This window comes from Paraburkholderia antibiotica, assembly GCF_012927125.1.
Classification (GTDB): domain Bacteria; phylum Pseudomonadota; class Gammaproteobacteria; order Burkholderiales; family Burkholderiaceae; genus Paraburkholderia; species Paraburkholderia antibiotica.
Window position 1 is genome coordinate 347,894 of sequence record NZ_JABBFZ010000005.1, and the last position, 23,858, is coordinate 371,751.

General features: G+C 64.9%; 20 protein-coding genes and 1 riboswitch. Of the genes, 9 read left to right on the top strand and 11 right to left on the bottom strand.

The annotated features are described in order from the left end of the window. Positions 1-39 precede the first annotated feature (39 nt). Entirely contained in the window at positions 40-1,125 is a 1,086-nt protein-coding gene (locus HHL14_RS12445) for an aldose epimerase family protein (RefSeq protein WP_169497906.1), read from the bottom strand. 34 nt (positions 1,126-1,159) lie between these two features. Continuing rightward, a complete protein-coding gene (locus HHL14_RS12450; protein ID WP_169497907.1) occupies positions 1,160-2,383 on the bottom strand; it encodes a XylR family transcriptional regulator in 1,224 nt (407 codons plus the stop codon). A 295-nt stretch (positions 2,384-2,678) separates the two neighbouring features. Between HHL14_RS12450 and xylA the strand changes: the two genes are divergently transcribed. The 6 genes from xylA to HHL14_RS12480 all read left to right on the top strand — a co-directional run bounded on the left by xylA (position 2,679) and on the right by HHL14_RS12480 (position 11,164). After that, on the top strand, positions 2,679-4,001 hold the full coding sequence (gene xylA, locus HHL14_RS12455) for a xylose isomerase (protein WP_169497908.1): 1,323 nt from the start codon (positions 2,679-2,681) through the stop codon (positions 3,999-4,001). Between the two features lie 174 nt (positions 4,002-4,175). Further along, positions 4,176-5,204: a D-xylose ABC transporter substrate-binding protein gene (gene xylF / locus HHL14_RS12460; protein ID WP_169497909.1), complete on the top strand. Its 1,029-nt coding sequence runs from the start codon at positions 4,176-4,178 to the stop codon at positions 5,202-5,204. A 96-nt stretch (positions 5,205-5,300) separates the two neighbouring features. After that, entirely contained in the window at positions 5,301-6,860 is a 1,560-nt protein-coding gene (gene xylG, locus HHL14_RS12465) for a D-xylose ABC transporter ATP-binding protein (protein WP_169497910.1), read from the top strand. After that, positions 6,857-8,056, top strand: a complete 1,200-nt coding sequence (locus HHL14_RS12470) for a sugar ABC transporter permease (RefSeq protein ID WP_169497911.1) — start codon at positions 6,857-6,859, stop codon at positions 8,054-8,056. Before xylG ends, HHL14_RS12470 begins: the two co-directional genes overlap by 4 nt. 308 nt (positions 8,057-8,364) lie before the next feature. Next, positions 8,365-10,635 (top strand): xanthine dehydrogenase family protein molybdopterin-binding subunit, encoded by a 2,271-nt coding sequence (locus tag HHL14_RS12475; RefSeq protein ID WP_169497912.1) that lies wholly within the window; start codon positions 8,365-8,367, stop codon positions 10,633-10,635. A gap of 73 nt (positions 10,636-10,708) precedes the next feature. Then, positions 10,709-11,164 carry a (2Fe-2S)-binding protein gene (locus HHL14_RS12480; protein WP_169497913.1) on the top strand — a complete coding sequence of 152 codons (456 nt, stop codon included), beginning with the start codon at positions 10,709-10,711 and terminating at the stop codon, positions 11,162-11,164. A 242-nt stretch (positions 11,165-11,406) separates the two neighbouring features. Here the strand turns inward: HHL14_RS12480 and HHL14_RS12485 are convergent, their stop codons facing one another. The 7 genes from HHL14_RS12485 to HHL14_RS12515 form a co-directional block, all read right to left on the bottom strand. Next, positions 11,407-12,990, bottom strand: coding sequence for an efflux transporter outer membrane subunit (locus HHL14_RS12485; RefSeq protein WP_169497914.1), 1,584 nt, complete (start codon positions 12,988-12,990; stop codon positions 11,407-11,409). Beyond that, positions 12,987-14,000, bottom strand: a complete 1,014-nt coding sequence (locus HHL14_RS12490; protein WP_169497915.1) for an efflux RND transporter periplasmic adaptor subunit — start codon at positions 13,998-14,000, stop codon at positions 12,987-12,989. Before HHL14_RS12490 ends, HHL14_RS12485 begins: the two co-directional genes overlap by 4 nt. Further along, the gene (locus HHL14_RS12495; RefSeq protein WP_169497916.1) at positions 13,997-14,206 is read right to left on the bottom strand and encodes a DUF1656 domain-containing protein; all 210 of its coding nucleotides are present in this window, start codon (positions 14,204-14,206) and stop codon (positions 13,997-13,999) included. Before HHL14_RS12495 ends, HHL14_RS12490 begins: the two co-directional genes overlap by 4 nt. Positions 14,207-14,266: 60 nt before the next feature. Continuing rightward, entirely contained in the window at positions 14,267-16,369 is a 2,103-nt protein-coding gene (locus HHL14_RS12500; protein WP_169497917.1) for an FUSC family protein, read from the bottom strand. A gap of 6 nt (positions 16,370-16,375) precedes the next feature. After that, positions 16,376-17,059, bottom strand: coding sequence for a MarR family winged helix-turn-helix transcriptional regulator (locus tag HHL14_RS33945; RefSeq protein ID WP_169497918.1), 684 nt, complete (start codon positions 17,057-17,059; stop codon positions 16,376-16,378). A gap of 255 nt (positions 17,060-17,314) precedes the next feature. Then, positions 17,315-18,973 carry an ATP-binding protein gene (locus HHL14_RS12510; RefSeq protein ID WP_169497919.1) on the bottom strand — a complete coding sequence of 553 codons (1,659 nt, stop codon included), beginning with the start codon at positions 18,971-18,973 and terminating at the stop codon, positions 17,315-17,317. Between the two features lie 3 nt (positions 18,974-18,976). Beyond that, positions 18,977-20,494, bottom strand: a complete 1,518-nt coding sequence (locus HHL14_RS12515; RefSeq protein ID WP_169497920.1) for an ATPase domain-containing protein — start codon at positions 20,492-20,494, stop codon at positions 18,977-18,979. Positions 20,495-20,770: 276 nt separating this feature from the next. Here HHL14_RS12515 and HHL14_RS12520 point away from each other — a divergent pair, with 276 nt between their 5' ends. Then, complete coding sequence (locus HHL14_RS12520) at positions 20,771-21,211, top strand: hypothetical protein (protein ID WP_169497921.1); 441 nt, start codon at positions 20,771-20,773, stop codon at positions 21,209-21,211. Between the two features lie 13 nt (positions 21,212-21,224). Here the strand turns inward: HHL14_RS12520 and HHL14_RS12525 are convergent, their stop codons facing one another. Next, positions 21,225-21,869, bottom strand: a complete 645-nt coding sequence (locus tag HHL14_RS12525) for a histidine phosphatase family protein (RefSeq protein WP_169497922.1) — start codon at positions 21,867-21,869, stop codon at positions 21,225-21,227. A gap of 69 nt (positions 21,870-21,938) precedes the next feature. Next, a riboswitch (cobalamin riboswitch) is annotated at positions 21,939-22,086 on the top strand. A gap of 41 nt (positions 22,087-22,127) precedes the next feature. On the opposite strand from HHL14_RS12525, the gene HHL14_RS12530 reads away from it, so the two are divergent. Next, a complete protein-coding gene (locus HHL14_RS12530; protein ID WP_169497923.1) occupies positions 22,128-22,349 on the top strand; it encodes a CbtB domain-containing protein in 222 nt (73 codons plus the stop codon). Between the two features lie 11 nt (positions 22,350-22,360). Continuing rightward, a complete protein-coding gene (locus HHL14_RS12535) occupies positions 22,361-23,101 on the top strand; it encodes a CbtA family protein (protein WP_169497924.1) in 741 nt (246 codons plus the stop codon). Here the strand turns inward: HHL14_RS12535 and HHL14_RS12540 are convergent, their stop codons facing one another. After that, on the bottom strand, positions 23,102-23,260 hold the full coding sequence (locus HHL14_RS12540) for a hypothetical protein (protein WP_169497925.1): 159 nt from the start codon (positions 23,258-23,260) through the stop codon (positions 23,102-23,104). Between the last annotated feature and the right edge of the window lie 598 nt (positions 23,261-23,858).

Here is a 23,858-nt window from a genome sequence, read left to right on the forward strand (position 1 = left end):
CAACGGAAAAGCGCACGTAATCCGGCTTATTAATCCGGCTTAAATCCCTTTATGCACGTCGACCCGATAAGCGGTCACTTGCCGGTAAGTCGAGCCAGGCCGCAAGATCACTTCGTCCTGCCCGGCCATATTGACCTCGTTCGGAAAGCCGCCGGCTTCGAGGCACAAACCGGCATGCCGCTGATAGCGGACGCCGCCGCGTCCCGCGTTGCCGTTCAGCGCGTTGCCGGTGTAGAACTGCAGACCGCGTTGATCGGTCGAGACGGTCAGTTCGCGTCCGCTGCCCGGATCGTACGCGCACGCGACTTCCCGCACGGCGGGCATATGGCCGTCGATGCCGGCCTGCGCCGCTTCGCGCAGCACGTAGCAGTGATCGAAGCCGCCGGCGCGCGCAAGCTGCGCGTGCGGCCAGTCGAGCCGGCCGCCGATCGGCGCGCTCTGCCGGAAGTCGAAGGCATTGCCCGCGACGTCGGCGAGCTTGCACGGAATCATCGTGGCGTCGACTTCGAAAAAACGCTCGGCGTCGATCGAGAGAACGTGGCCGCGAATATCGGTGCCCGCGCAACCGGTGAGATTGAAGTACGGATGGCTGGTCAGGTTGAGCGGTGTCGGCGCGTCGGCGATCGCTTCGTATTCGATCGTCAGCGTGCCGTCGTCGTCGAGTGAATAGCGGACTTGCACGGTCACGTGGCCGGGAAAACCGGCGTCGCCTTCGGGCGACTCCAGCCGCATCAGCAACGCGCCGTCGTCCTCGCTGACGTCCCACAGCACACGATGAAAACCGACGGTGCCGCCATGCAGCAGGTTCGGACCTTCGTTGCGATCGAGCGCGTATTCGATGCCGTCGAGCGAAAAGCGCGCGCCGGCAATCCGGTTCGCCCAGCGGCCGACCAGTCCGCCCATATACGTGGTCGCCGCCACGTATTCGGCGGGCGTATCGTGGCCGAGCAGAATATCGCCGAGACGTCCCGTGCGGTCCGGCGCGTGCCACGAGACCAGGGTCGCGCCGAGGTCGCTGATGGCGACTTTCATGCCGTGCGCGTTACGCAGTGTGTAGAGCCGCACGCGATCGCCGCCGTGCAGCGTGCCCCACGGCTCGGAAGAAAGTTGTGCGATGCTGATCATGTGGTCAAGGCGAAAAAAAAGAAAAAGAGCATGCCTAGCCGGCGGCTTTCGCCGGCTTCGCACTCACGCGCTCCTGATACTCGCGCGGCGTGCAGCCGAGTTCGCGGCGAAATACGGCGTACATGTATTGCAGCGACGTGAAGCCGCAACGTATCGCGACTTCCGCGCTCGACGCATCGCGTTTCGCGAGCAGCGACTTCGCAACGTCGAGCTTATGACGCAGGATTTCCTGGTGCACCGTGCACTGCCGCTCGCGCCGGAAGTACTCCTCGAGCGATGAACGCGACACGCCCACATAGTCGGCCACCTGTTCGGTGCGGATGCCCTGACACGCGTACTGGCGAATGAAGTGGCGCGCGCGCATCACGTACGGACTCGCGAGCGGTTGATGCCGTGTCGATTCGAGCACGTTGATACCGACCGGCGGCACCAGGATGCGACGCCCTGGAAAACGCGCGCCATGCAGCATCTGATGCAGGATGTGCGCGGCGGTGCGGCCCATTTCCTCGGTACCCTGAATCACCGACGACAGCGGAATGCGCGTCAGCGTGCGCGTGAGCGGATCGTTGTCGATGCCGATGATCGCGACTTCCTCGGGCACCGGAATGCCGGCGATCAGACAGGCCTGCAGCAGATGCCGCGCGCGCGCATCGGTGACCGCGATGATGCCGACCGGCTTCGGCAGTTGCCGCAACCACGCGGTCAATTGCTCGATCGCCTGGTTCCACGACGGCGCGCTGGTCGACAGGCCGCGATAGATCTCGTTGTCGATCTGTGCGGCGCTGCGTCCGTCCTGGCTGCGCAGAGCGGAGAACGCGAGTTCGCGCTGCTGCGCCCAGCGGTTTTCCTGCGCCTGCGGCAGGCTGTATAGCGCGAAGTTCTCGAGACCCGCGCCGATCAGATGCGTGTACGCGAGCGACACGAGCTTGCTGTTGTCGGTCGCGATATAGGGTAAATCCGGGGGGTATTGCGTCGGATCCTCGTACGACGAACCGACCGCGACCACCGGCAGCGGACAGTCGCGCAATGCCTCGTCGACGGCGGGGTCGTCGAAGTCCGCGATGATGCCGTCGCCGTCGAAGCGTTGGATACCGGCGAGGCGGCAGCGAAAGTCTTCTTCGAGAAACAGGTCCCACGCGACGCGCGTCGACAGCAGGTAGTTGCCGATACCGGTGATGATCTCGCGGTCGTAGACCTTGTTCGCGTTGAACAGCAGCGCGATGCGGTGGGTTGTTTGTGGTGCTTGCGGACGGGTCATGGCGGTCAACGACGCATGACCGAACCGGCCATTGCGTCTTCGTCTCCTTTGTCGAGTCCCACGCAACGGGGTTGCGGGTGAGCGCCCGCGGGCGGCTCCGTTTTTAAGCGTCTGGTTATTCTAGGCCCCGAATCGGGCGCCGGTCACAAACAAACGCGCGGGCGGTAAGAAACATCAAGCGTGCTGCGCAATTTCGCAATTGCCGACACATCGTGCAAGCGGCAGCATGGCGTCACCTCGTCGGCTGGCCCGGCTATGCCGCGTGGATAGCATTAAACACGACATGGAGACGCCGATGTCCTACTTCGAACACATTGCCGCGATCCGTTATGAAGGCCCGCAATCGGACAATCCGCTTGCGTACCGCCACTATGACAGAACGAAAAAAGTACTCGGCAAGACGCTCGAAGAACATCTGCGGATTGCCGTGTGCTATTGGCATACGTTCGTGTGGCCGGGCGTCGATATCTTCGGGCAGGGCACGTTCCGGCGGCCGTGGCAGCAACCCGGCGACGCAATGGAGCGGGCACTGCAAAAGGCCGATGCCGCGTTCGAATTCTTCTCGAAGCTCGGCACACCGTACTACACGTTCCACGATACCGACGTCGCGCCCGAAGGCGCGAGTGTCCGGGACTACAGCGAGAACTTCCTGCGCGTGTCCGATTATCTCGCGCGCAAGCAGCAGGACACCGGCATCAAATTGCTGTGGGGCACTGCCAATCTGTTTTCGCATCCGCGTTATGCGGCCGGCGCCGCGACCAACCCGAACCCGGAGATCTTCGCGTTCGCCGCGACCCAGGTGCGTCATGCACTCGACGCGACGCTGCGTCTCGGCGGCGAAAACTATGTGCTGTGGGGTGGCCGCGAAGGCTACGACACGCTGCTCAATACCGACCTCGGGCGCGAGCGCGAGCAGCTTGCGCGCTTCCTGCATATGGTGGTGGACCACAAGCACAAGATCGGCTTCAAGGGCGCGCTGCTGATCGAGCCGAAGCCGCAGGAGCCGACCAAGCATCAATACGATTACGACGTCGCGACCGTGCACGGCTTCCTGCTGCAATACGGGCTCGACAAGGAAATCCGCGTGAACATCGAGGCCAATCACGCGACGCTCGCCGGCCATTCGTTTCATCACGAGATCGCGACCGCGTTCGCACTCGGCATTTTCGGCAGCGTCGATGCGAATCGCGGCGATCCGCAAAACGGCTGGGATACCGATCAATTCCCGAACAGCGTCGAGGAACTGACGCTGGCGTTCTACGAGATTCTGCGCCACGGCGGCTTCACGACCGGCGGCATGAACTTCGATTCGAAAGTGCGGCGCCAGAGCGTCGATGCGGAAGACCTGTTTCATGGCCATATCGGCGCGATCGACAACCTCGCGCTCGGCCTCGAACGTGCGGCGGTGCTGATCGAAAACGAGCGTCTCGAACAGTTCAAGCGGCAGCGTTACGCGGGCTGGGACGGCGAGTTCGGCCGCAGGATCCTGTCCGGCGACTACTCGCTATCGACGCTCGCGCAGGACACGGTGGCGCGCGATCTGAATCCGCATCATGCGAGCGGGCAGCAGGAGCGCATGGAAAACATCGTCAATCAGGCGATTTATAGCGGACGTTGAAACGCCGCGCGGTGGCAGAAGCTTTCGCATGGACATAAAGCACGAACACAAATATCGCGCGGCCACGCTGACCGCGCGAACCAGAAGCTGTGGGTTTATCGCCTGGTCTACTGCGGCTCGCAGCGCAGAACGGCACATCCGGGATTCCGGCTATCACAACACAAGGAGACAGAAATGAAATTCGCCATGCGTCGTAACGTATTGAGCTCGCTGCTGTGTGGCGCGGTGCTCGCCAGCCTGTCGCTCGCCGCGCCGCTCGCGCACGCGAGCAAGGATCACCCGGAAATCGGCTTCTGTATCGACGATCTGCGCGTCGAGCGCTGGTCGCGCGATCGCGACTATTTCGTCGCCGCGGCGGAAAAACTCGGCGCGAAAGTGTCGGTGCAATCGGCCGATGCGAGCGAAGAGCGTCAGATCTCGCAGATCGAAAACCTGATTTCGCGCGGCGTCGACGTGATCGTGATCGTGCCGTTCAATTCGAAGACGCTCGGCAACGTGGTCGCCGAAGCGCGCAAAGCGGGCATCAAGGTCGTGTCTTATGACCGCCTGATTCTCGACGCCGATATCGACGCCTATATCTCGTTCGACAACGAGAAGGTCGGCGAAATGCAGGCGCAGGGCGTGTATGACGTGCGGCCGAAGGGCAACTACTTCCTGCTCGGCGGCGCGCCGACCGACAACAACGCGAAGATGCTGCGTCAGGGTCAACTGAAGGTGCTGCAGCCGGCGATCGACAAGGGCGACATCAAGGTGGTCGGCCAGCAGTGGGTGCCGGAGTGGAGCGCATCGACCGCGCTGCGCATCATGGAAGACGCGCTGACCGCGAACAACAACAAGATCGACGCAGTCGTCGCGTCGAACGACGGCACCGCCGGCGGCGCGATCCAGGCGCTGGCCGCGCAGAACCTCGCCGGCAAGGTACCCATCTCGGGCCAGGACGCCGACCTCGCCGCCGTCAAGCGCGTGAAGGCCGGCACGCAGACGATGACCGTCTACAAGCCGCTGAAGCTGATCGCGGGCGAAGCGGCGAAGCTGTCGGTGGCGCTGGCGAAGGGCGAAAAGCCGGGCTTCAACGCGCAATACGACAACGGCAAGAAGAAGGTCGATACCGTGCTGCTGCAGCCGACCAAGCTGACGAAGGCCAACATCGATCTCGTCGTGAAGGACGGCTTCTACACGCAGTCGCAACTCGCGAGCCAATAAGACGGAAGACGGGCGCGGCGTGAGCGCCACGCTGTCGGGCCAGGCGGCCCGGCAGTCTGGCCGGGCGCCCGCCCACCTTGCAGCGAGGCAGAGCGAATGACGCAACCTCTTCTGACGATGCGCGGCATCGTCAAATCTTTTTCCGGCGTGAAAGCGCTCGACGGCATCGACCTGAGCGTCTCGCCGGGCGAATGCGTGGGCCTGTGCGGCGAAAACGGCGCGGGAAAATCGACGCTGATGAAAGTGCTCTCGGGCGTGTATCCGCACGGTACCTGGGATGGCGAAATAACGTGGGAAGGCAAGCCGTTGAAAGCGGCGAGCGTGCGCGACACCGAACACGCCGGGATCATCATCATTCACCAGGAACTGATGCTGGTGCCGGAGCTGTCGGTTGCGGAGAACATCTTTCTCGGCAACGAAATCACGCTGCCCGGTGGGCGCATGAATTACGCGGCGATGTACCAGCGCGCCGACGAATTGCTGCGCGAACTCGGCATCAGCGGCATCAACGCCGCGCAGCCGGTGATGAACTACGGCGGCGGCCATCAGCAACTGATCGAGATCGCGAAGGCGCTGAACAAGCGCGCGAAGCTGCTGATTCTCGACGAACCGTCGTCGTCGCTGACCGCGTTCGAAATCGCGATCCTGCTCGACATCGTGCGCGATCTGAAGCGGCGCGGCATTGCCTGCGTGTATATCTCGCACAAGCTCGACGAAGTCGCCGCCGTGTGCGACACGATCAGCGTGATTCGCGACGGCCGTCACGTCGCGACCGAACCGATGCACGCGCTCACGACCGACCGCATCATTTCGCTGATGGTCGGCCGCGAGATCAAGAATCTGTTTCCGCGCGAGCCGCATCCGATCGGCGAGGTGATCTTCGAGGCGCGCAACGTCACCTGTTTCGACGTGACGAATCCGCGCCGCAAACGCGTGGACGACGTGTCGTTCTCGTTGCGACGCGGCGAAATTCTCGGCGTCGCCGGACTGGTCGGCGCGGGCCGTACCGAGCTGATGCAGGCGATCTTCGGCGCCTATCCGGGCATCAGCGAAGCGAGCGTCGTGCTCGACGGCAAGCCGCTGAAAATCCGCGCGCCGATCGACGCGATTCGCGCAGGTATCGCGATGGTGCCCGAGGATCGCAAGCGTCACGGCATCGTGCCGGGCCTGAGCGTCGGCCATAACATCACGCTCGCGGTGTTGCAGCGTTTCACGTCGGGCGGGCGTATCGATTCCGCCGCGGAACTCGATACGATCCACACCGAAATGAAGCGGCTCTCGGTGCGCGCCGCGAATCCGATGCTGTCGATCGCGAGCCTGTCGGGCGGCAACCAGCAGAAGGCGGTGCTCACGCGCATGCTGCTGACCGAGCCGACCGTGCTGATCCTCGACGAACCGACGCGCGGTGTCGACGTCGGCGCGAAATACGAAATCTACAAACTGATTTTCCAGCTGGCGCAACGCGGTATGTCGATCGTGATGGTGTCGTCGGAATTGCCGGAAGTGCTCGGCCTCAGCGACCGCGTGCTGGTGATCGGCGAGGGCGAGTTGCGCGGCGATTTCGTCAACGATGGCCTCACCCAGGAGGACATACTCGGCGCCGCGATTCGTCCCGTGCATCCCTCTTCGAACTTAACCGCAGCGAGTGCCGCATGACTCCCGAAGTGACTTCCCAACGTACCGACAACGCCGTATCGCGTGGCGGATTCGGTGGCACCCAGCGCATCCAGCAACTGTTCGCGCGCTACAAGATCCTCGCGCTGCTGATCGCGGTCGCGGTGATCTGGGTTTTCTTTTCCGCGCTCACGCACGGCGCGTTCGTCACGCCGCGCAACGTGTCGAATCTGCTGAGGCAGATGTCGATCACCGGCATGCTCGCGTGCGGCATGGTGTTCGTGATCATCGCCGGCGAGATCGATCTGTCGGTCGGCTCGCTGCTCGGTTTGCTCGGCGGCGTGGCGGCGATTCTCGACGTGAACCGGCACTGGCCGATCGGCGTGACGATTCCGGTCGTGCTGCTGCTCGGCGTCGCGGTCGGCGTGTTCAACGGCTGGTGGTCGACGTACCGGCGCGTGCCGTCGTTCATCGTCGGGCTCGGTGGCATGCTCGCGTATCGCGGCATTCTGCTCGGCATTACCGGCGGCTCGACGATCGCGCCGGTGTCGGACAGCTTCGTGTTCGTCGGACAGGGCTATCTGCCGCGGCTCGCGGGCGACACGCTCGCGGTCGTGCTGTTCGTGCTCCTGGCATTCCTGACGATCCGTCAGCGCGCGAATCGTCAGCGTTATCAGTTGCGCGTCGTGCCGCTCTGGCAGGACGTCGCGAAGGTGATCGGCGCGGGCGCGATTCTCGCGGGCTTCGTCGCGATGCTCGACAACTACGGCGGCATTCCGGTGCCGGTTCTGCTGCTGCTCGCGCTGCTCGGCATCTTCACGTGGGTCGCGACGCAGACCGTGTTCGGCCGGCGCATCTATGCGGTCGGCTCGAACCTCGAAGCGACGCGGCTCTCCGGCGTCAACACCGACCGCGTGAAGCTCGCGATCTTCGCGCTGATGGGGCTGATGTGCGCGTTCGCCGGCATCGTCAACACCGCGCGGCTCGCGGCCGGGTCGCCGTCGGCGGGCTCGATGGGCGAGCTCGATGCGATTGCCGCGTGCTTTATCGGCGGCACCTCGATGCGCGGCGGCTCCGGCACCGTGTACGGCGCATTGATCGGCGCGCTGGTGATGGCGAGTCTCGACAACGGCATGTCGATGCTCGATGTCGATGCGTACTGGCAGATGATCGTGAAGGGCGGCATTCTCGTGCTGGCCGTGTGGATCGACGTGATGTCGGGCTCGAACCGCCGCTAGGCGCCGCATATAGCACCTCAGCACCATGAGCACCATGCACGCGACGTGCCGGCGGGGCCCGGCACGTCGCGGCAGTTAATGAAACACCCCACGACTTCGCCCCGCCGTCTCCCTCCGCCGCATTCCCCCGCCGCACGGCCCGTTGCGCAGGGCGCGCGCATTTAAGTCTCACACCCGGCTGTCCGTCTTATTACTATTCGCAAACGCGCATAGGTGTCTGGGCGTTTTCTGCCACGCCGACGTTCGTGCTTTCGTCCGTGTTTTGCCGTTTCGCCGTCATCGTGCCGCTAGCCGGAGCGAGCCATCTCATGTTAACGCGCAGAACGTTCCTGCTCGGCGGCGCCAGCGCGCTCGGCGGCTTGCTGGTGGGCTGGGCCGTGGTGCCGCCGCGGCAGCGGCTGAGCACGTCGACGCCGCTGCCGGTGCAGGGCTCGCAGGTCGCGCTCAACGGCTGGGTCAAGATCGATGCCGACAACCGCGTGACGATCATGATGTGCAAGGCCGAAATGGGCCAGGGCATCCATACGGGCCTCGCGATGCTGCTGGCCGAAGAGCTCGACGCCGACTGGTCGCAGGTGCGCGTCGAGGAAGCGCCGATCGACCGGATCTACAACAGCGTGCAGAGCATCGTCGACGATCTGCCGTTTCGTCCCGACGACGACAGCTACGTGAAGCGCGGCACCGTGTGGATCACGCGCAAGCTGGTGCGCGAGTTCGGCACGATGATGACGGGCGGCTCGTCGAGCATCAACGATCTATGGACGCCGATGCGCGAGGCCGGCGCGTCGGCGCGCGCGATGCTGATCGGCGCGGCGGCCGAGCAATGGGACGTGCCGCTGCACGAATGCCGCGCGCAAAACGGCTACGTGCTGCATGCGTGGGGGCATAAGGCGAGCTTCGGCGAGTTGTCGTCGCAGGCTGCGCGGCAGCCGCTGCCGCGCAGCATCGTGTTGAAGCAGCCGACTGAGTTCCGGCTGATCGGTCAGCCGGTGCGGCGTATCGAAGCCGCGTCGAAGCTCGACGGCGTCGCGCGCTTCGGCATCGACGTGCTGCCGACCGGCCTGCTGTACGCGAGCGTGGTGATGTGTCCGACGCTTGGCGGCACGGTCGCGCAGTTCGATGCGGCGCCCGCGCGGAGCATGCCGGGCTTCATCAAGGCCTTCGCGCTGCCGCCCTACGCGGGCGGCACCGGCGGCGTGGCGGTGATCGCGGACAACGCTTATCGCGCGATGAACGCGGTCGCGGCGATCAAGGTGGACTGGCACGAAGGCGCGGCCGCGCAGGTGTCGAGCGCGGATGTGAAGCGCCGCCTCGTCGCGGCGCTCGACGACAGCGACGGTCACGTGTACTTCCATCGCGGCAACGTCGACAACGCGATGGGTCGCGCGGCGCGCACGCTCGAAGCGATGTATTACGCGCCGTATCTCGCGCATGGCGCGGTCGAGCCGCTGAATTGCACCGTGCAGGTCGCGGACGGCGCGGCCACCGTGTGGGCGTCGACGCAGGTGCCCGCGCTCGCGCGGCAGCATGTGGCGAAGGCGCTCGGCATCGACGCCGATCAGGTCGACGTGCAGACGCAACTGCTCGGCGGCGCATTCGGCAGGCGTCTCGAACTCGATTTCATCGCACAGGCCGCGGCGATTGCGCGTGAGGCGGACGGTCGTCCGGTGCAGACGATCTGGTCGCGCGCGCAGGACTTCACGCACGATTTCTACCGGCCGGCGTGCGCGGCCTGGCTGCGCGCGAGCTTCGACGAACAGGGCAAGCTGGTGGCGTGGCACGCGAAATCGGCGGGGCAGGCAATCGTGCCGGAGTCGCTCGCGCGCTACTACGGCGTGCCGCGCATTCCGCTCGACAAGACCACCTGCGAGGGCGCGTTCGATCAACCGTACGAATGGCCGGTCGCGCGGGTGTCGCACAAGATCGTCGAATTGCCGGTGCCGGTCGGTTTCTGGCGCTCGGTCGGCCACTCGCACCAGGCGTTCTTCACAGAGAGCTTCACCGACGAACTGGCGGCCGCGACCGGGCAGGATCCGATCGCGTTTCGCGCCGCGCTGCTGGCCGAACATCCGCGACACCTGGCAGTCCTGAAGCGTGTCGCGACGCTGTCGAATTGGGGGCAGCCGCTCAAGCCCGCGGCCGATGGCGCACGCTGCGCGCGCGGCGTCGCGTTGCACGAGGCGTTTGGCAGCGTCGTGGCGCAGGTCGCGGAGGTGTCGATCGGACCGAACCGGCAGATTCGCGTGCATCGCGTGGTGTGCGTGATCGATTGCGGCTTGCCGGTGAATCCGAATCTGATCCGCCAGCAGATGGAGGGCGGCATCGTGTTCGGCTTGTCGAGCGCGTTGCAGAACGAGATCACGATCGTCGATGGTCAGGTGCAGCAGAAGAACTTCGTCGATTTCCCGGTTGTGCGGATGAACGTGTGTCCGGCAATCGAAACCGACATCATGCCGAGCCAGTTGCATCCGCAGGGTGTCGGCGAGCCCGGCGTGCCGCCGGTTGCGCCGGCGGTGGCCAATGCGGTGTTCGCGCTGACCGGGCAGCGCTTGCGGACCTTGCCGTTGCAGCTCGTGTGACGGGACGGGAGTTCGAGATTTCGACGTGGCGCTTCAGGAGTTTCAGGAGCGTCAGAAGCTTCAGGAGGCAAGCATGGCACTACTGAACATCAACGGACGCATGGTGAAAGTCGACGCCGCGCCGGACATGCCGCTGCTCTGGGTATTGCGCTGCGACCTCGGCATGACCGGCACGAAGTTCGGCTGTGGCGTGGGCATTTGCGGCGCGTGCACGATCAATCTCGACGATGCCGCGTGTCTCGCGTGCCAGACGCCGATGTCGAGCCTGCATACGCAGAAGATCACGACGATCGAAGGCTTGCACGGACGCGAGGCGCAGGCGCTGAAGGCGGCATGGCTCGAACTCGACGTCGTGCAGTGCGGGTATTGTCAGAGTGCGCAGTTGATGGCGGCCTGTGCGCTACTCAAGCACAAGCCGAATCCGACAGATGCGGAGATCGATGAAGCGATGACGCCGGTGGTGTGCCGTTGCGGCACGTATCCGCGAGTGCGGGCGGCGATTCATCTGGCGGCGGGGAAGGGGCGTTAGTGTTGAACGGCAGCATTGCACGACCGCGTGCTCACGCCACCCCTTCCTGTCCGAACTCAATTCGCCAGCATTTCCACGAGCGCTACCACGACCGTGAAGACGCCGATGCATCCTCCCAACGTAGTGGCACCTTGCATGAATGGCGACATAGGAGACCCCGTAGTGTGTAGTGGTGTCTCGTATTTAACATGAAATGAAAGAAAAATGAAAGTTAATTAAATATATTTCGTAAGCTAAGCCGATCAGGGAGCCTTGGCCGTTGCGGTGGTCGAAGGCGATGCCGCCGACGACGAAGTCGCCGCTTTAGCCTTCGCCGCAACCGGCGTGGCCTTCAACTGCGCAGGCGTCTCGCCCGGCGTGCTCTGCCCGCTGACCTCCCAGCCGCCGCCGAGCGACAGGAACAGATTCACCTGATCGATTGCCACCTGACCCTCGGCTGCCGAGAGCTGCGCTTTGGCCGCCGTCAGCGTACGGGTGGCGTCGAGATCGGAGAGGAACGACTCGCGTCCCGCGCGATACAGCCGATGCGTTTCATCCGCCGATTGCGCGGCCGACTGCAGCGCCGAGCGCAGCGCTTCGGCGCGCTGGTAGTCGGACGCGTAGGTCGCGAGGTTGGTCTCGGTCTCGCGCAGCGCGGTCAGCACCACACCGTCGAACTTCGCGAGCGCGACCTGGCTCGACGCTTCGGCTTCGCGGATGCGGCCGCGCGCGCCGTTGGTCGGAAAGTTCCAGGTGATCAACGGACCGAAGCCCCAGCGCGCGGTCGGCTGGGTGGGAATGTCTTCGAGCACGCCGGTAAAGCCCGCCGACGCGCCGATGCTCACGCTCGGATAGAGCGCGCCGGTCGCGACGCCGATGCGCGCGGTCGCGGACGCCAGTTGCCGCTCGGCTTCGCGAACGTCCGGGCGACGCCGCAGCAGCGCGGCGCCGTCGCCGATCGGAATCGGCTGACGCAGTTGGGGTAGCCGGTCGCACGCGAGCACGGCCGGCGGCAGATCGGACGGCGCACGCGCGAGCAGCGCCGCGAGCCGGTATTGCGCGATCTTGCGGCGCGCGGTGTAGCGCGGAATATCGGCGCTCAGATTTTCGACCTGGGTCTGGCCGCGCGTGACTTCGGTCTGGTTGCCGCGGCCCGCGTCGCGCAGCCGGCGCGACAGGTCCACGCGCTGTTTCTGCAGCGCCAGCGATTGCTGCGCGATGCGCAATTCCTCGGCCGCCGAGCATTGCCCGACATACGAGCGCACCACGTCCGCGACCACCGTGATGCGCGCGAGGTCGCCCGCGGCCGCGACCGCCTCGGTGTCCGCGCTCGCGGCTTCGACGCCGCGCCGCAGCTTGCCGAACAGATCGATTTCATACGCGATGCTCAGGCCAAAGTCGCCTTCGTTGACGACCGGAATTTTCTCGGTGAGCAGATACTGCTCGGCCGATTCCTGGGCGCGCTGGACCGCCGCCGACGCCTTGCCCGAGAAGCCGCCTTGCGCCTGCGCGACGCCGAGCGCCTCGCGCGAGCGCGCCAGATTCGCGGCCGCGACGCGCAGGTCGGTATTCGATTTCAGCGCTTCGTCGATGAGGCTGTTGAGCACCGGATCGTCGTAGAGCTTCCACCAGACGGTCGGCGTGTTGAGCGTCGAGGTCAGCGTCGGGTCGGCGCCTTCGATCGCGCCGGTCGCAAGCGGCGCGTTGACGAGCGCCTGCTTCGGCAGCGTGTAGTCGGGACCGACGTTGATGCAGCCGGTCAGCGCGACGCTGAGCGGCAACAGCGGCAGCAAGGGCAGCCGCGGCAGGCGCGGCGCCAGCGAAAACAGGGTACGCGCGAATTTCATTGCGACGCGCCCGATGAAGCCGCAGCCGCCGCCGACGCGGCGGAGCCGGAACCGACCGCCGCATTCGGCGCCACCGCCGCGGCCGAAGCCGGGACCGTGGCCGACGCGCTACGCGTTCCCGACACGGCCCGCGTTCTGGTCGGCGACAGATCGCGCACCGCGACCGTTGCCGTGCGCCCGGCGATCAGCCGGAAATCGGCCGGCACTTCGTCGAGCGCGACGCGCACCGGAATGCGCTGCGCGAGCCGCACCCAGCTGAACGCCGGGTTCACGTTCGGCAGCAGATTGGCGCTCTGCGTGCGGTCGCGGTCTTCGATACCCGCGACGATGCTCTGCACGTGGCCGCGCAACGGCGTCGGCTCGCCCATCACGGTGATGTCGACCGGCTGGCCGATGTCGATGCCGCGCAGCTTGGTTTCCTCGAAGTAGCCGTCGACGCGGAACGAATGCATGTCGACCACCGCGACCACCGCGCGGCCCGCCGACACGAATTCGCCGGCGCGCGGCGCGCGGTCGTTCAGATAGCCGTCGACCGGGCTCTTGATGGTCGAGCGTTGCAGGTTCAGCCTGGCGGTGTCGATCGCGACGTTCGCGTCGGCGAGTGCCGCTTCGCCGGCTTCGACGCGCGAGCGGCTTTCTTCGAGCACTTCCGCAGCGACGAGGTTGCCGAGCTGGCGGTTACGCGCGTATTCGCGGCGCGCCTGATCGAGTGTCGCGCGACGCTGCTGCGCGGTGGCCTCGGCCTGACGCAGCGCGAGCGTGTAGCGCGCCTGGTCGATCACGAACAGCGTCTGGCCCTGCTTGACCTGCTGGTTGTCGACGACTTCGACCGACGAAATCAGTCCCGAGATATCCGGCGCGACCTGGATCACGTCGGCGCGCACGTGCCCGTCGCGGGTCCATGGCGCGAACATGTAGTAGTTGACCAGTTTCCACAGCACGAGCGCTGCGATCACGACGACGATCAGGGTCAGCAGGATCTGACCAACGGAGAACCAGGTTTTTTTCACGTTATTAGTCTGTGCGAAACAACGACGACAAGGCCCAGCACCAGCACATAGATGCCGAGATCGAAGATGGAGCGATGCCAGACGAGGCGGTAAAAGCCGACGTACGCGAGCACCGTGCGCAGTGCGAGGTTGATCAGATACGCGATGAACATCAGCACCAGCACGGATGGCACGAATACGCCGAAGATATCGATTTCACCGATCATCGCGGGAACTGGAAAAAGGGTGGACGGGTGGCGAACTCGGTTGCGCCAACGGATAGTGCGTCATGCGGCGGCCTCCGGTTCGGTCGGCGTCGGCTTTGTGAGGGTGGCCGGAAATAGCGAAAGACGCAAGCCGACCAGCGCGTGCAGCGCATCGCGCAACTGGCGCGCCGAGGTCTGCGAAGTCTCGGTCGGTGCGGCCGCGTTCGCGAGACCTTGCGCGGTGACGCGCGCGACCGCCGCGTCGATCGCCGCCATCAGACTTTGCGGCACCGGGTGACGATGACGCCCTTCGACGCAGCCTTCGTAGTAAGTGCGCACGCCGTCGAGAACGTGATCGATCGCGGCCGGCGCTTCGCCGCCGAGCTTGCGGGTGAGCCGGCGCAGATCGAGCGCGTTGAACGCGATGCGCAGATCGCGGAAGCTTTCGATCGACGGATGGCGATGATCGTCGGTCGCGGCAAGTCGCGGGATCAACTGCATCAGACGGTCGAGCATGCGCGCGGCGAGGTTGCGCGGATCTTCGATCGGCTGGGCCGACGCGGTCAGCGCGACGTCGGCCCAGCTCGAGCGCAACAACCGCGCGGCCGCGAGTTCGGCGCCAAACGGGCGCGTCACGCGCGTCCACAGATACGCGAACAGCAGACCGGAGAGGCCCGCGAGATTCGCGTTCATGAAGGTGAGGAAGTTCGCGTCGTACGCGTCCTGAATGCTGATGAAGGTCGCGGTATTCACGGCGACCAGCACCGTCACCATGTTGAACTGCGGGCGCGGGATCAGCGTGCCGACCAGGATGAACGGCGCCGCGAACAGGATCACCAGCATCGGGAAATCGTGCACCTGCGGCAGCACGACGAACAGATAGAGACCCGCCGCTACCACGCTGATGGCGGTCGCGACGAAGAAGCGGAACACGAAGGGCGCGGGCTCGTCGAGCGCGGCAAAGAAGCAGCAGGCCACCGCCGCGAGCGTGACCGCGCTCGCGCCGTCGTTCCAGCCCGAGCTGATCCACAGGCCGCATGCGAGCACCACGGCCATGGCTGCCGAGACGGTAGCGAACAGCATCATGCCGCGATCGTAGAAGCGCTCGGTGCCGCCGAGCCGCCAATGACGAAAGTGCGGATGCCACGAACCTCCCTCGTGCGTGATGATGATGCGCAGCGAGCGGCAGTCCTGCCACAGGTCGATCATCTGCTTCAGGCGCCATAGCGCGTTCGACAGCAGCGCGCCGTCCCAGTGCGCGAGCGCGGCGGCCGGCGGGCGCATCGCGGCGATGCGCTCGCGCAGCGCGTTGGCGGTCTCATCCGCGTGATAGCCCTCGCGCGGCGCGGGCAGCGGCTGATTGAACCACCGGGTGACGTCGGCGAGCAGCGCGTCGAGCCCTTCGGGCCAGCTATCGCGACCGTTGTTGTAGAGCGCGACCAGCGGGTCGGCGAGCGCGGACATCATCGGCAGTAGCAACTGCATGCGGCCGCGCAGTTCATGCGCGCGCGCGAGGATGTCGGGTCGCGTGTGGTCGTAAGCGAGCTGGCTCAGCAGCAGTTCGAGGCCGTTGCTCGTGCTGGCGAGCCGTTGCCGCGCGCCCGAAATCGCCGCGCTCGCGATGCGGCCCGACAGCGTTTCGGTCGCGTAGAACGCGGCGTCGCGAAACCACGCGTCGGTGCGCTCGATGATGGTCGGCGCGAGCCGGCTCGGAAACAGCGTACTGCCGACGATGCTCGCGCACACGATGCCGAGCGTGATTTCCTCGGTCCGGCTGATCGCGAGATCGAAGACGGCGGTCGGATTCATCACCGAGGGCAGCGCGATGATCGGCATCGTGTAGGCGGCCAGCATGAACACGTAGCTGCGTGCGGTGCGGTCCGACACCGCGAGGTAGAGCATCGTGCCGGTCCACGTCGCGACGATCACGCTGAACAGATACGGCGATTCGACGAACGGCGGCACCAGCAGCACCGCGCCCGACGCGCCGAGCGCGGTGCCGAGCGCGCGGTAGATCGCCTTCGAACGGGTCGCGCCGACGAACGGATTCGACACGATATAGACGGTGGCCATCGCCCAGTACGGTCGCGGCAGTTCGAACGCGAGGCCGATGTAGAGCGCGAGCATGGCCGCGGCAAATGTCTTGACCGAGAACAGCCAGTCGCGGATGGAGGGGTAGACCATAAACCGTTACGCGGAATCGGCGTGACGCGGCGCGGCAGTTCGCGCGCGGCGTTGGGTGGACTTGCGGGAAAGGGCGGTGCCGCGAGATTTACCCGATGGTTTCACGACGGTTTTGCCGGCCGTCTGGGTTTTGTTCGCGAGCGGCCCGCGTTTGGCGGTTTTGCGCTTTAGCGGTTCGCGCTTGAGCGGTGCGCGTTTAGCCGGTTCGGTGTGGGTGTCGCTGGGTTCGGGCTCGGCGCTGCCCGCTTCGATGCGCGCGGCGGCGTCGGTCGTGAAGGCGTCGAGTACGCGCAATGTGGCTTCCAGATCGCCGCGCGACACGCCCTTGAGTGCCTGCGCGCGCAGCGTCACCAGTTCTTCTTCCATCTTCGCGGTGACGGCGCGGCCTTCGTCGGTGAGCGCGACGGTCTTGGCGCGGCGGTCCTCGGGATCTTCGTCGCGACGCATCAGGCCCGCCGCGCACAGCTGATCGAGCAGCCGCACGAGCGAAGGACCCTCGATGCCGATGTGATCGGCCAGCGTCACCTGACGCACCGCGGAGCCGAGCCGGCTCGCGGTCAGCAGCGGCGTCGCGCATGCTTCCGACACGTTGAATGCCGCCAGCACGCCATGACTCGAGCGCCGCCATTTTCTGGCGGCGAGGACCAGCGTGCTACTGACAGTGCGGCGCAGGGCATCGAGATTCGACATGGCCGGTATTGTATTTCCAAACTATTCGTTAGCAAACTATTGAATTGGAAATTATCGCCGGTTCGGAAAAGTCTGAGGCGGGAATGCGACAGTGGTGTTAAACCGCTGGGAGAAGGGCTGGCGAAAGGTGCGATGAACTGCGCCGGCTGCGCCGGCAGGGCGTTTGAATCGACCTTTCGATCGGCTTGTCGATGCGTCTGGCGAGTGGTTTGGCGAGAGGCGGTTCGATGCAGTTCAGAGCGCAGGGTTCAGGACTCAGGCGGCAAGTCCGAGCCGTACCGTGCGGGCCAGGTCGTCGAGCTGGAAGGGCTTGTGCAGAATCGTGCAATGCTGAACCGCGAGACCGGAGATGTCGACGTCCGCATAGCCGGTCGCGAGGATCACCGGCAGATCGGCGCGCAGCTTGCGCGCCTCGGCGATCACGTCGATGCCGTTCATGCCCGGCATCGCGAAGTCCACCATCAGCAGATCGGGATGGTCCTCCTCCAGACGGTCCAGACCGGCGCGGCCGTCGGCGGCTTCGGTCACCGTATAGCCGAGCATGCGCAGCGATTCGACCAGCATCGCGCGCACTTCGCCGTCGTCTTCGACCACGAGGACACGCTTGTCGCTCGCGGCGTTCGCTTCGGCGTTGGCCTCGGCTTCGTTGCGCGCGGCCACGCGTTCGCGTCGCGGCAGCCAGATCTGCACCGTGGTGCCGGCGCCTTCCTCGCTGAAGATGCGCGCGGCGCCGCCCGCCTGCCTCGCGATGCCGTACACCTGGCTCAGGCCGAGCCCGGTACCCTTGCCGACCGGCTTGGTCGTGAAGAACGGATCGAATACGCGCGACACCACCGCGGCCGGAATGCCCGAGCCGGTATCGGCGACTTCGATCACCACGTAGCGGCCGGCCTTCAGCGTCTCGTCGGGAGCGTCGTGGGTCGTCACGCGAATGTCAAGGTGGCCGCCGGCCGGCATCGCGTCGCGCGCGTTGATCGCGAGATTGAGCACCGCGAGTTCGAGCTGATTCGCGTCGGCGTGGGTCCACATCTCGTTGCGCTCGAACGCGTTGTCATAGCGGATGCCCGAGCCGAGCGACACCGCGATGATGTCGCGCATGCCCTGCAGCAGCGCGACCACGTCGAGCGCCTGCAGATTCGGATTGCTGTTGCGCGAGAAGGTCAGCAACTGGCCGGTCAGTTTCGCGCCGCGTTCGGTTGCGCGCTTGACGGTGGCCGCCATGCCGCGCAGACGCTCGTCGTTGCTCACGCGAGCGATCAGCTCGGCATTCACCATGATCACGTTCAGCAGATTGTTGAAGTCGTGCGCGATGCCGCCGGTGAGCTGGCCGAGCGCCTCCATCTTCTGCGATTGCACCAGCACCGCCTGCACTTTCGCGCGTTCGTGGATTTCGGCCATCAGGCGGTCGTTGGCCGATGCGAGTTCGTGCGTGCGTTCGGCGATGCGGCTTTCGAGCGAATCGTTCAGCTGTTCGAGCGCGTCCTGCGCGTCGATGCGCTCGGCCAGCAGCCGTCGCGATTCATATTGGCGTCCGCGTGCCCGCAACGACGACGCGACCGCGCGGCGCAACGTCTCCGAATTGAGCGGCCGTTCGAGCACGACCACGTTGCCGAGGCGCTCGAGCGCTTCGAGTCCGCGCGCGGAGCGTCGGCCGATGCTGCGCGCGGCCAGCAGGATGAACGGGAAGTCGGACCATGCGGGTTGTCGTTCGAGCCACGCAAACAGACCCGCGGCATGGCCGTTCGCGAGCGCTTCCTCCGTGAGCAGCGCGGTGCCGGCGCCGACGTCGAGCTCGGTGGTGAGCGTGTCGGCGGTGTCGCAGCTCACGCAGGCGCGCGCGTCGTTGTGCAGTACCGCGGCGATCACGTCGGCGTCACGGCCGAACGGCGCGAGGATGAGGACACGCTGCTCCATCGCTTACTGTCCGGAAGTGTCGATCAGATTGCGCGCCGTGCCGAGCATCGCGGTGCTGCCGCGATATGAAGGCAGGCCCGACAGCACGCCCTCGAAGTCGCGCAGTGCCTCGCCGATCTCGACGCCTTTGCCGCCGAGGCGGAACTGGCGGATCGTGCGCTCGTGTTCGCTCGCGCGGCTTTTCACGGCGGTCACGGCCGTCAGCACTTCGCCGTGATGCTCGAAATAGCGGAACAGCACGACCACGTCGCTCAGATAGCTGATGTCGATCTCGGTCTGCACTTCACCGATGATGCCGTGCTGCCCGAGCACCAGCATCGTGATCACGCCTTGCTGATTCAGGTAGCCGAGCAGCTCGTGCATGTGCAGTAGCAGATAGCGCTCGCCGGGCATGGCCTGCAGATACGCATTCAGGCTGTCGATCGCGACGTAGCGCACGCGCTCGTTTTCGACGGCGTTGCGCACGTCGTTCGACAGCTCGCCCGGCGAGATTTCCGCGGGATCGATCTGGCGCAGCGTCAGCAGACCGCTTTCGACGTGCGGCGCGAGATCCATGCCGAGCGTCGCGCAGCGCGTGACCAGCGTGCCGAGCGTTTCGTCGAACACGTAGTACGCGCAACGCTCGCCGCGTTCGAGCGCGGCGAGCAGGCACGACACCACGGTGGTGGTCTTGCCGACCCCCGAGGGCCCGATGATCAGCGAATTGGTGCCGGGGATGAGGCCGCCGCTGAGCAGCGCGTCGAGCCCCGATGTGCCGGTGCTGATCGGGTTCGTGTCGAACGTGCTGTGATGTTCGGCCGCGACGAGGCGCGGATAGACACGCAGGCCGCCGGTGTTCAGCGTGAAGTCGTGATAGCCCTCGCGAAAGCGGATGCCGCGCATCTTCGCGATGCGCATGCGGCGCCGGTTGCCGCCGTAATCGTGGGCGATGTTGTCGAGGCTGATGACGCCGTGCACGATGCTGTGAAGCTGAATGCCGGAGGCGCTGGCCGAGGTGTCGTCGAGCAGCAGCACGGTGCAGTCGCGGGTCGAGAAATGGCGCTTGAGCGCGAGTATCTGCCGGCGGTAGCGCAATGGGTTCTCCGCCAGCAGTCGCAACTCGGAAAGACTGTCGAGCACGACGCGCGCGGGCTTCAGTTCGTCGATGCGCTCGATCATGTTGCGCACGCTCTCGCCGAGTTCGACTTCGGCCGGATGTAGCACGCTCTGTTCGTACTGCGGTTCGAGCCCTTCCTCGGGCAACTGCTCGAGTATCGTGAAGCGGCTCAGGTCCCAGCCATGGCTTTCGCCGATCGCGAGCAGCTCGGCGCGCGTTTCGGACAGCGTGATGTAGAGGCCGGTCTGCCCTTCGTCGAGCCCCCTGAGTAAGAATTGCAATGCCAGGGTGGTTTTGCCAGTCCCCGGTTCGCCTTCGACGAGATACATGCGGTTCGGCGTGAGGCCGCCGCCGAGAATGTCGTCGATTCCTTCGATGCCGGACGACAGGCGGGCGGAGGCGGGCGTAATGGATGTGATCGACATGATGTGAAGGATGGCGTCGGCGGTTCCGTCAAATGAAGTGGCGACGATGTCGTGGCCGGTATGGCGCGACGCAATTTGTGTGCCGTGGGGGACGGGCTCGGGTGGCTGCGGGAATGGCCCTTGTATATGGTGGAAGGGGCGGTGAGTGCTTTGGGATGGCGTGTGTGGCGGCGCGTATGGGCATGTCGTGTGCTTCGGCATGCGAGGCTCCGGTAGCCACTTTTTTGCCGGATCTTTCGCCGAACTTTCGGCGTAGCACACACAAGCACACCCAATATGAAACCCTATCGATTCCCCGCTATCGCGCTGGCCGCGGCATCGCTCGTTGCGTTGCTGCCGTGCGGCGCATCCGCCGACGATAGCCCCCGGCCTTGCGCCGCGCTCAAACGGATCGTGGCCGCCGCGCCCGATGGCTTCGCGTCGCTGACGCCCGAGGACGGCAAAGGCGTCGCGCAGCCCTATGGCGACGACGCGCAATGCTCGGCCGCACATCGCAGTTTCCAGTGCACGTGGACGCCGCATCAGGCGGCGGGCGCGAACGCGGATGCGTTGGAGGCAGTCGCCGCCGACATCGCGTCGTGTCTGCCCGATGCGACCCACGATCAGAATTCACCGGGGCGCCAGCACTTTTATCTTGGCGCGAAGGGACAGCGCACCGAGATCACGTTGACGCCGCAGGGGACGAACCGGTTGCGGCTGGTGGTGTCGGGGCGGTAGGCGAGTGTGGTTATCAGAGGGCGGTGGCCGGCCACCAGGTCCAGCCGCGCCGCGAGTGGCGTAATTCGATCACTGATAGCGGCGCGATCTCGATGCGAGAGAACACGTCCGGCGATGCGCCCAGCGTAGACACAATGGCGGCGCGCAGCAGCGGCGCGTGTGTGATGGCGATGAGGGTTCGGGGGCGAGCGGTGTGTGGCGTCGCGTTGGCCGTATCGTCGGCGGATTCCTTTGGCGCGGGTTCTTGCGGCGGCTGTAGCGCGAGCGCGTCGAGCCATCGTCCCATTCGTTGCACCAATTGACCGAACGATTCGCCGCCGGGCGGCGCGGCGGCGGGGTCGCGCGTCCAGGCGGCCAGTGCGTCGGGCGCTTGCTGGGCAACGTCGGCGACGCGCTGGCCGCGCCATTGACCGTAGTCGAGATCCGCCAAGGCATCGACAGGCGTGGCCGCAAGGCCGAGCGCGACAGCCGTCTCGCGTGCGCAGGCGGCCGGGCTGGTTAATACAGTGGCTGCCGTCGCGGCGGGAAGGGCGAGGCGTGTCCGGGCGGCTGCGGCTTCGGCGTGGCCGCGCGCGTCGAGCGGCTCGTCGGCGGGAAAGCGGCCCGCGCGCTGCGCGGCCGTCGCCGCATGGCTCACCAGTAACAGTCGCGTATCCATTGAATGCCTTTGCGTCGCCGTCACGCCCGGCTTTGCGGCGGCATGATCCAGCGGGAGTTTGTACGGCCTTCCTTCACGAAGGCCGAAGTTTAGCGCGTAGAATAGGCGCCTTGCGAAGCGCGGAAGCCGGTGAGAACCCGGCGCGGTCGCGCCACTGTAATCGGCATTGCAATGAAAAGAGCCGAAAGCCAGACCTGAACTTCGCATCATTCCTCTGCAATCGACTTTCGGGGCGCGTTACCCCAGGAGATGTCCGTGATGAACCACGCTGTTTTCGATTCCGCCGCGCAACCGGCGGCTCAGCCTACTCCGATTCCTTTGCGCGAACTGCTGCCATGGGTGGTGTTCGGCGGCTTGCTGCTGTTGCTCGCGCTTTACTTCGTTGGTGCGGAACAGGGCGCGACGTCGCTCGTGCCCGGCATGTACGTGCATGAGTTCGTGCACGACGGTCGCCATCTGCTTGGCTTCCCCTGCCACTAACGGAGTTCGACATGGTTGGTAAATTGTTGGTACGCGGGATGCTCGCGGGCATCGTCGCGGGCTTGCTCACGTTCACGTTCGCGCGAATCGTCGGCGAACCGCAGGTCGATCAGGCCATTTCGTTCGAGGAAAAAGCGGCCGCTGCACGTGGCGAGGCGCCTGAGCCCGAAATCGTCAGTCGTGAGACGCAAGCGGGCCTCGGTCTGCTGACCGGTGTCGTCACTTATGGTGCGGCATTCGGCGGGCTGTTTTCGCTGGTATTCGCTTATGCGTATGGTCGTGCGGGTGCATTGAGCGTGCGTGCATTGTCCGCGTGGCTCGCGCTCGGCGCGTTCATCGCGCTCGTCATCGTGCCGAATCTCAAGTATCCGGCCAATCCACCGTCGGTCGGCGACCCGGAGACGATCGGCACGCGTACGGGCCTGTTCTTTCTGATGATCGCGATTTCTCTTGCGACGATGGTGTTTTCGCTGAAGGTGCGTCGTCGCGCGGCGGCGAAGCTGGGCGCGTGGAACGGTTCGATTGTCGCCGGACTCGTGTTCGTCGTGATCATCGCGGCCGTCCAACTGTCGATGCCGGTGATCAATGAAGTGCCGGCCGCGTTCCCGGCGGTGCTGCTGTGGAAATTCCGCGTGGCGGCGCTCGGCATGCAGGCGATCATGTGGACGACGATCGGCTTGCTGTTTGGCGCGATCGTCGAGCGCAGCGCGTTTATGCGTACGAATGCGCATGTGACGATGAAGTCGGCCTGACTATAAGTAAGGCAGAGGCGCGGCGACCGCAGGGCGCCGCGCTTTGCGCGCAACGCGCAAGAACAGTTTTCTATCAAGTACTTGGCGCAGTTTTGGAGCGGTTATCCACAGGCTTGCGAACATTTTCTGTGGAAAAGCTTCCAGTTGGCTTTTCTTCATTCCTCTCTTCTCCTCTTATGAATAGCCTGCCGCCTACTCCTGGTCGGTTGGGTTTCCCTCTTCGAATGACTCGGTTGTCGGTGCTTCTCTATAAGAGAAGGCGTAACCGCGCCGGCATTTCCGGTCCGTTCGATGAGTCGGCAATTAAATCGGATGACTAACTAATTGGAAGTTCGCACGTTGCTGCTTAATTTTTGTGCTCTTCAGCTTTTTAAAATAAATTGCGAGAAGGGTATTGACGTGATGCGACCGGCTCTCCATAATCTCGTTTCTCTGCTGCAGACGCAGCGACGCAAACGAAGCGGTGCCGGTGGTTGTAGGTGCTGTGATTTGCGAACGATCTTTAAAAACTAACAGCCGATAAGTGTGGGCGCTTGATGCGGAAATGCACTGGCCGGTTCTTCGGAATTGGCCGGATAGCAAAAGTATCAGAAGCCTCACACAGTAATGAAAGGAAGGTTTTTTCATCGAAAGATGGATGAACACTTCGTCAGTACGTTGAGTGAGCGACCGGTTTCTAACGAAACCGAAAACAGTAACAGGTTTGAACTGAAGAGTTTGATCCTGGCTCAGATTGAACGCTGGCGGCATGCCTTAC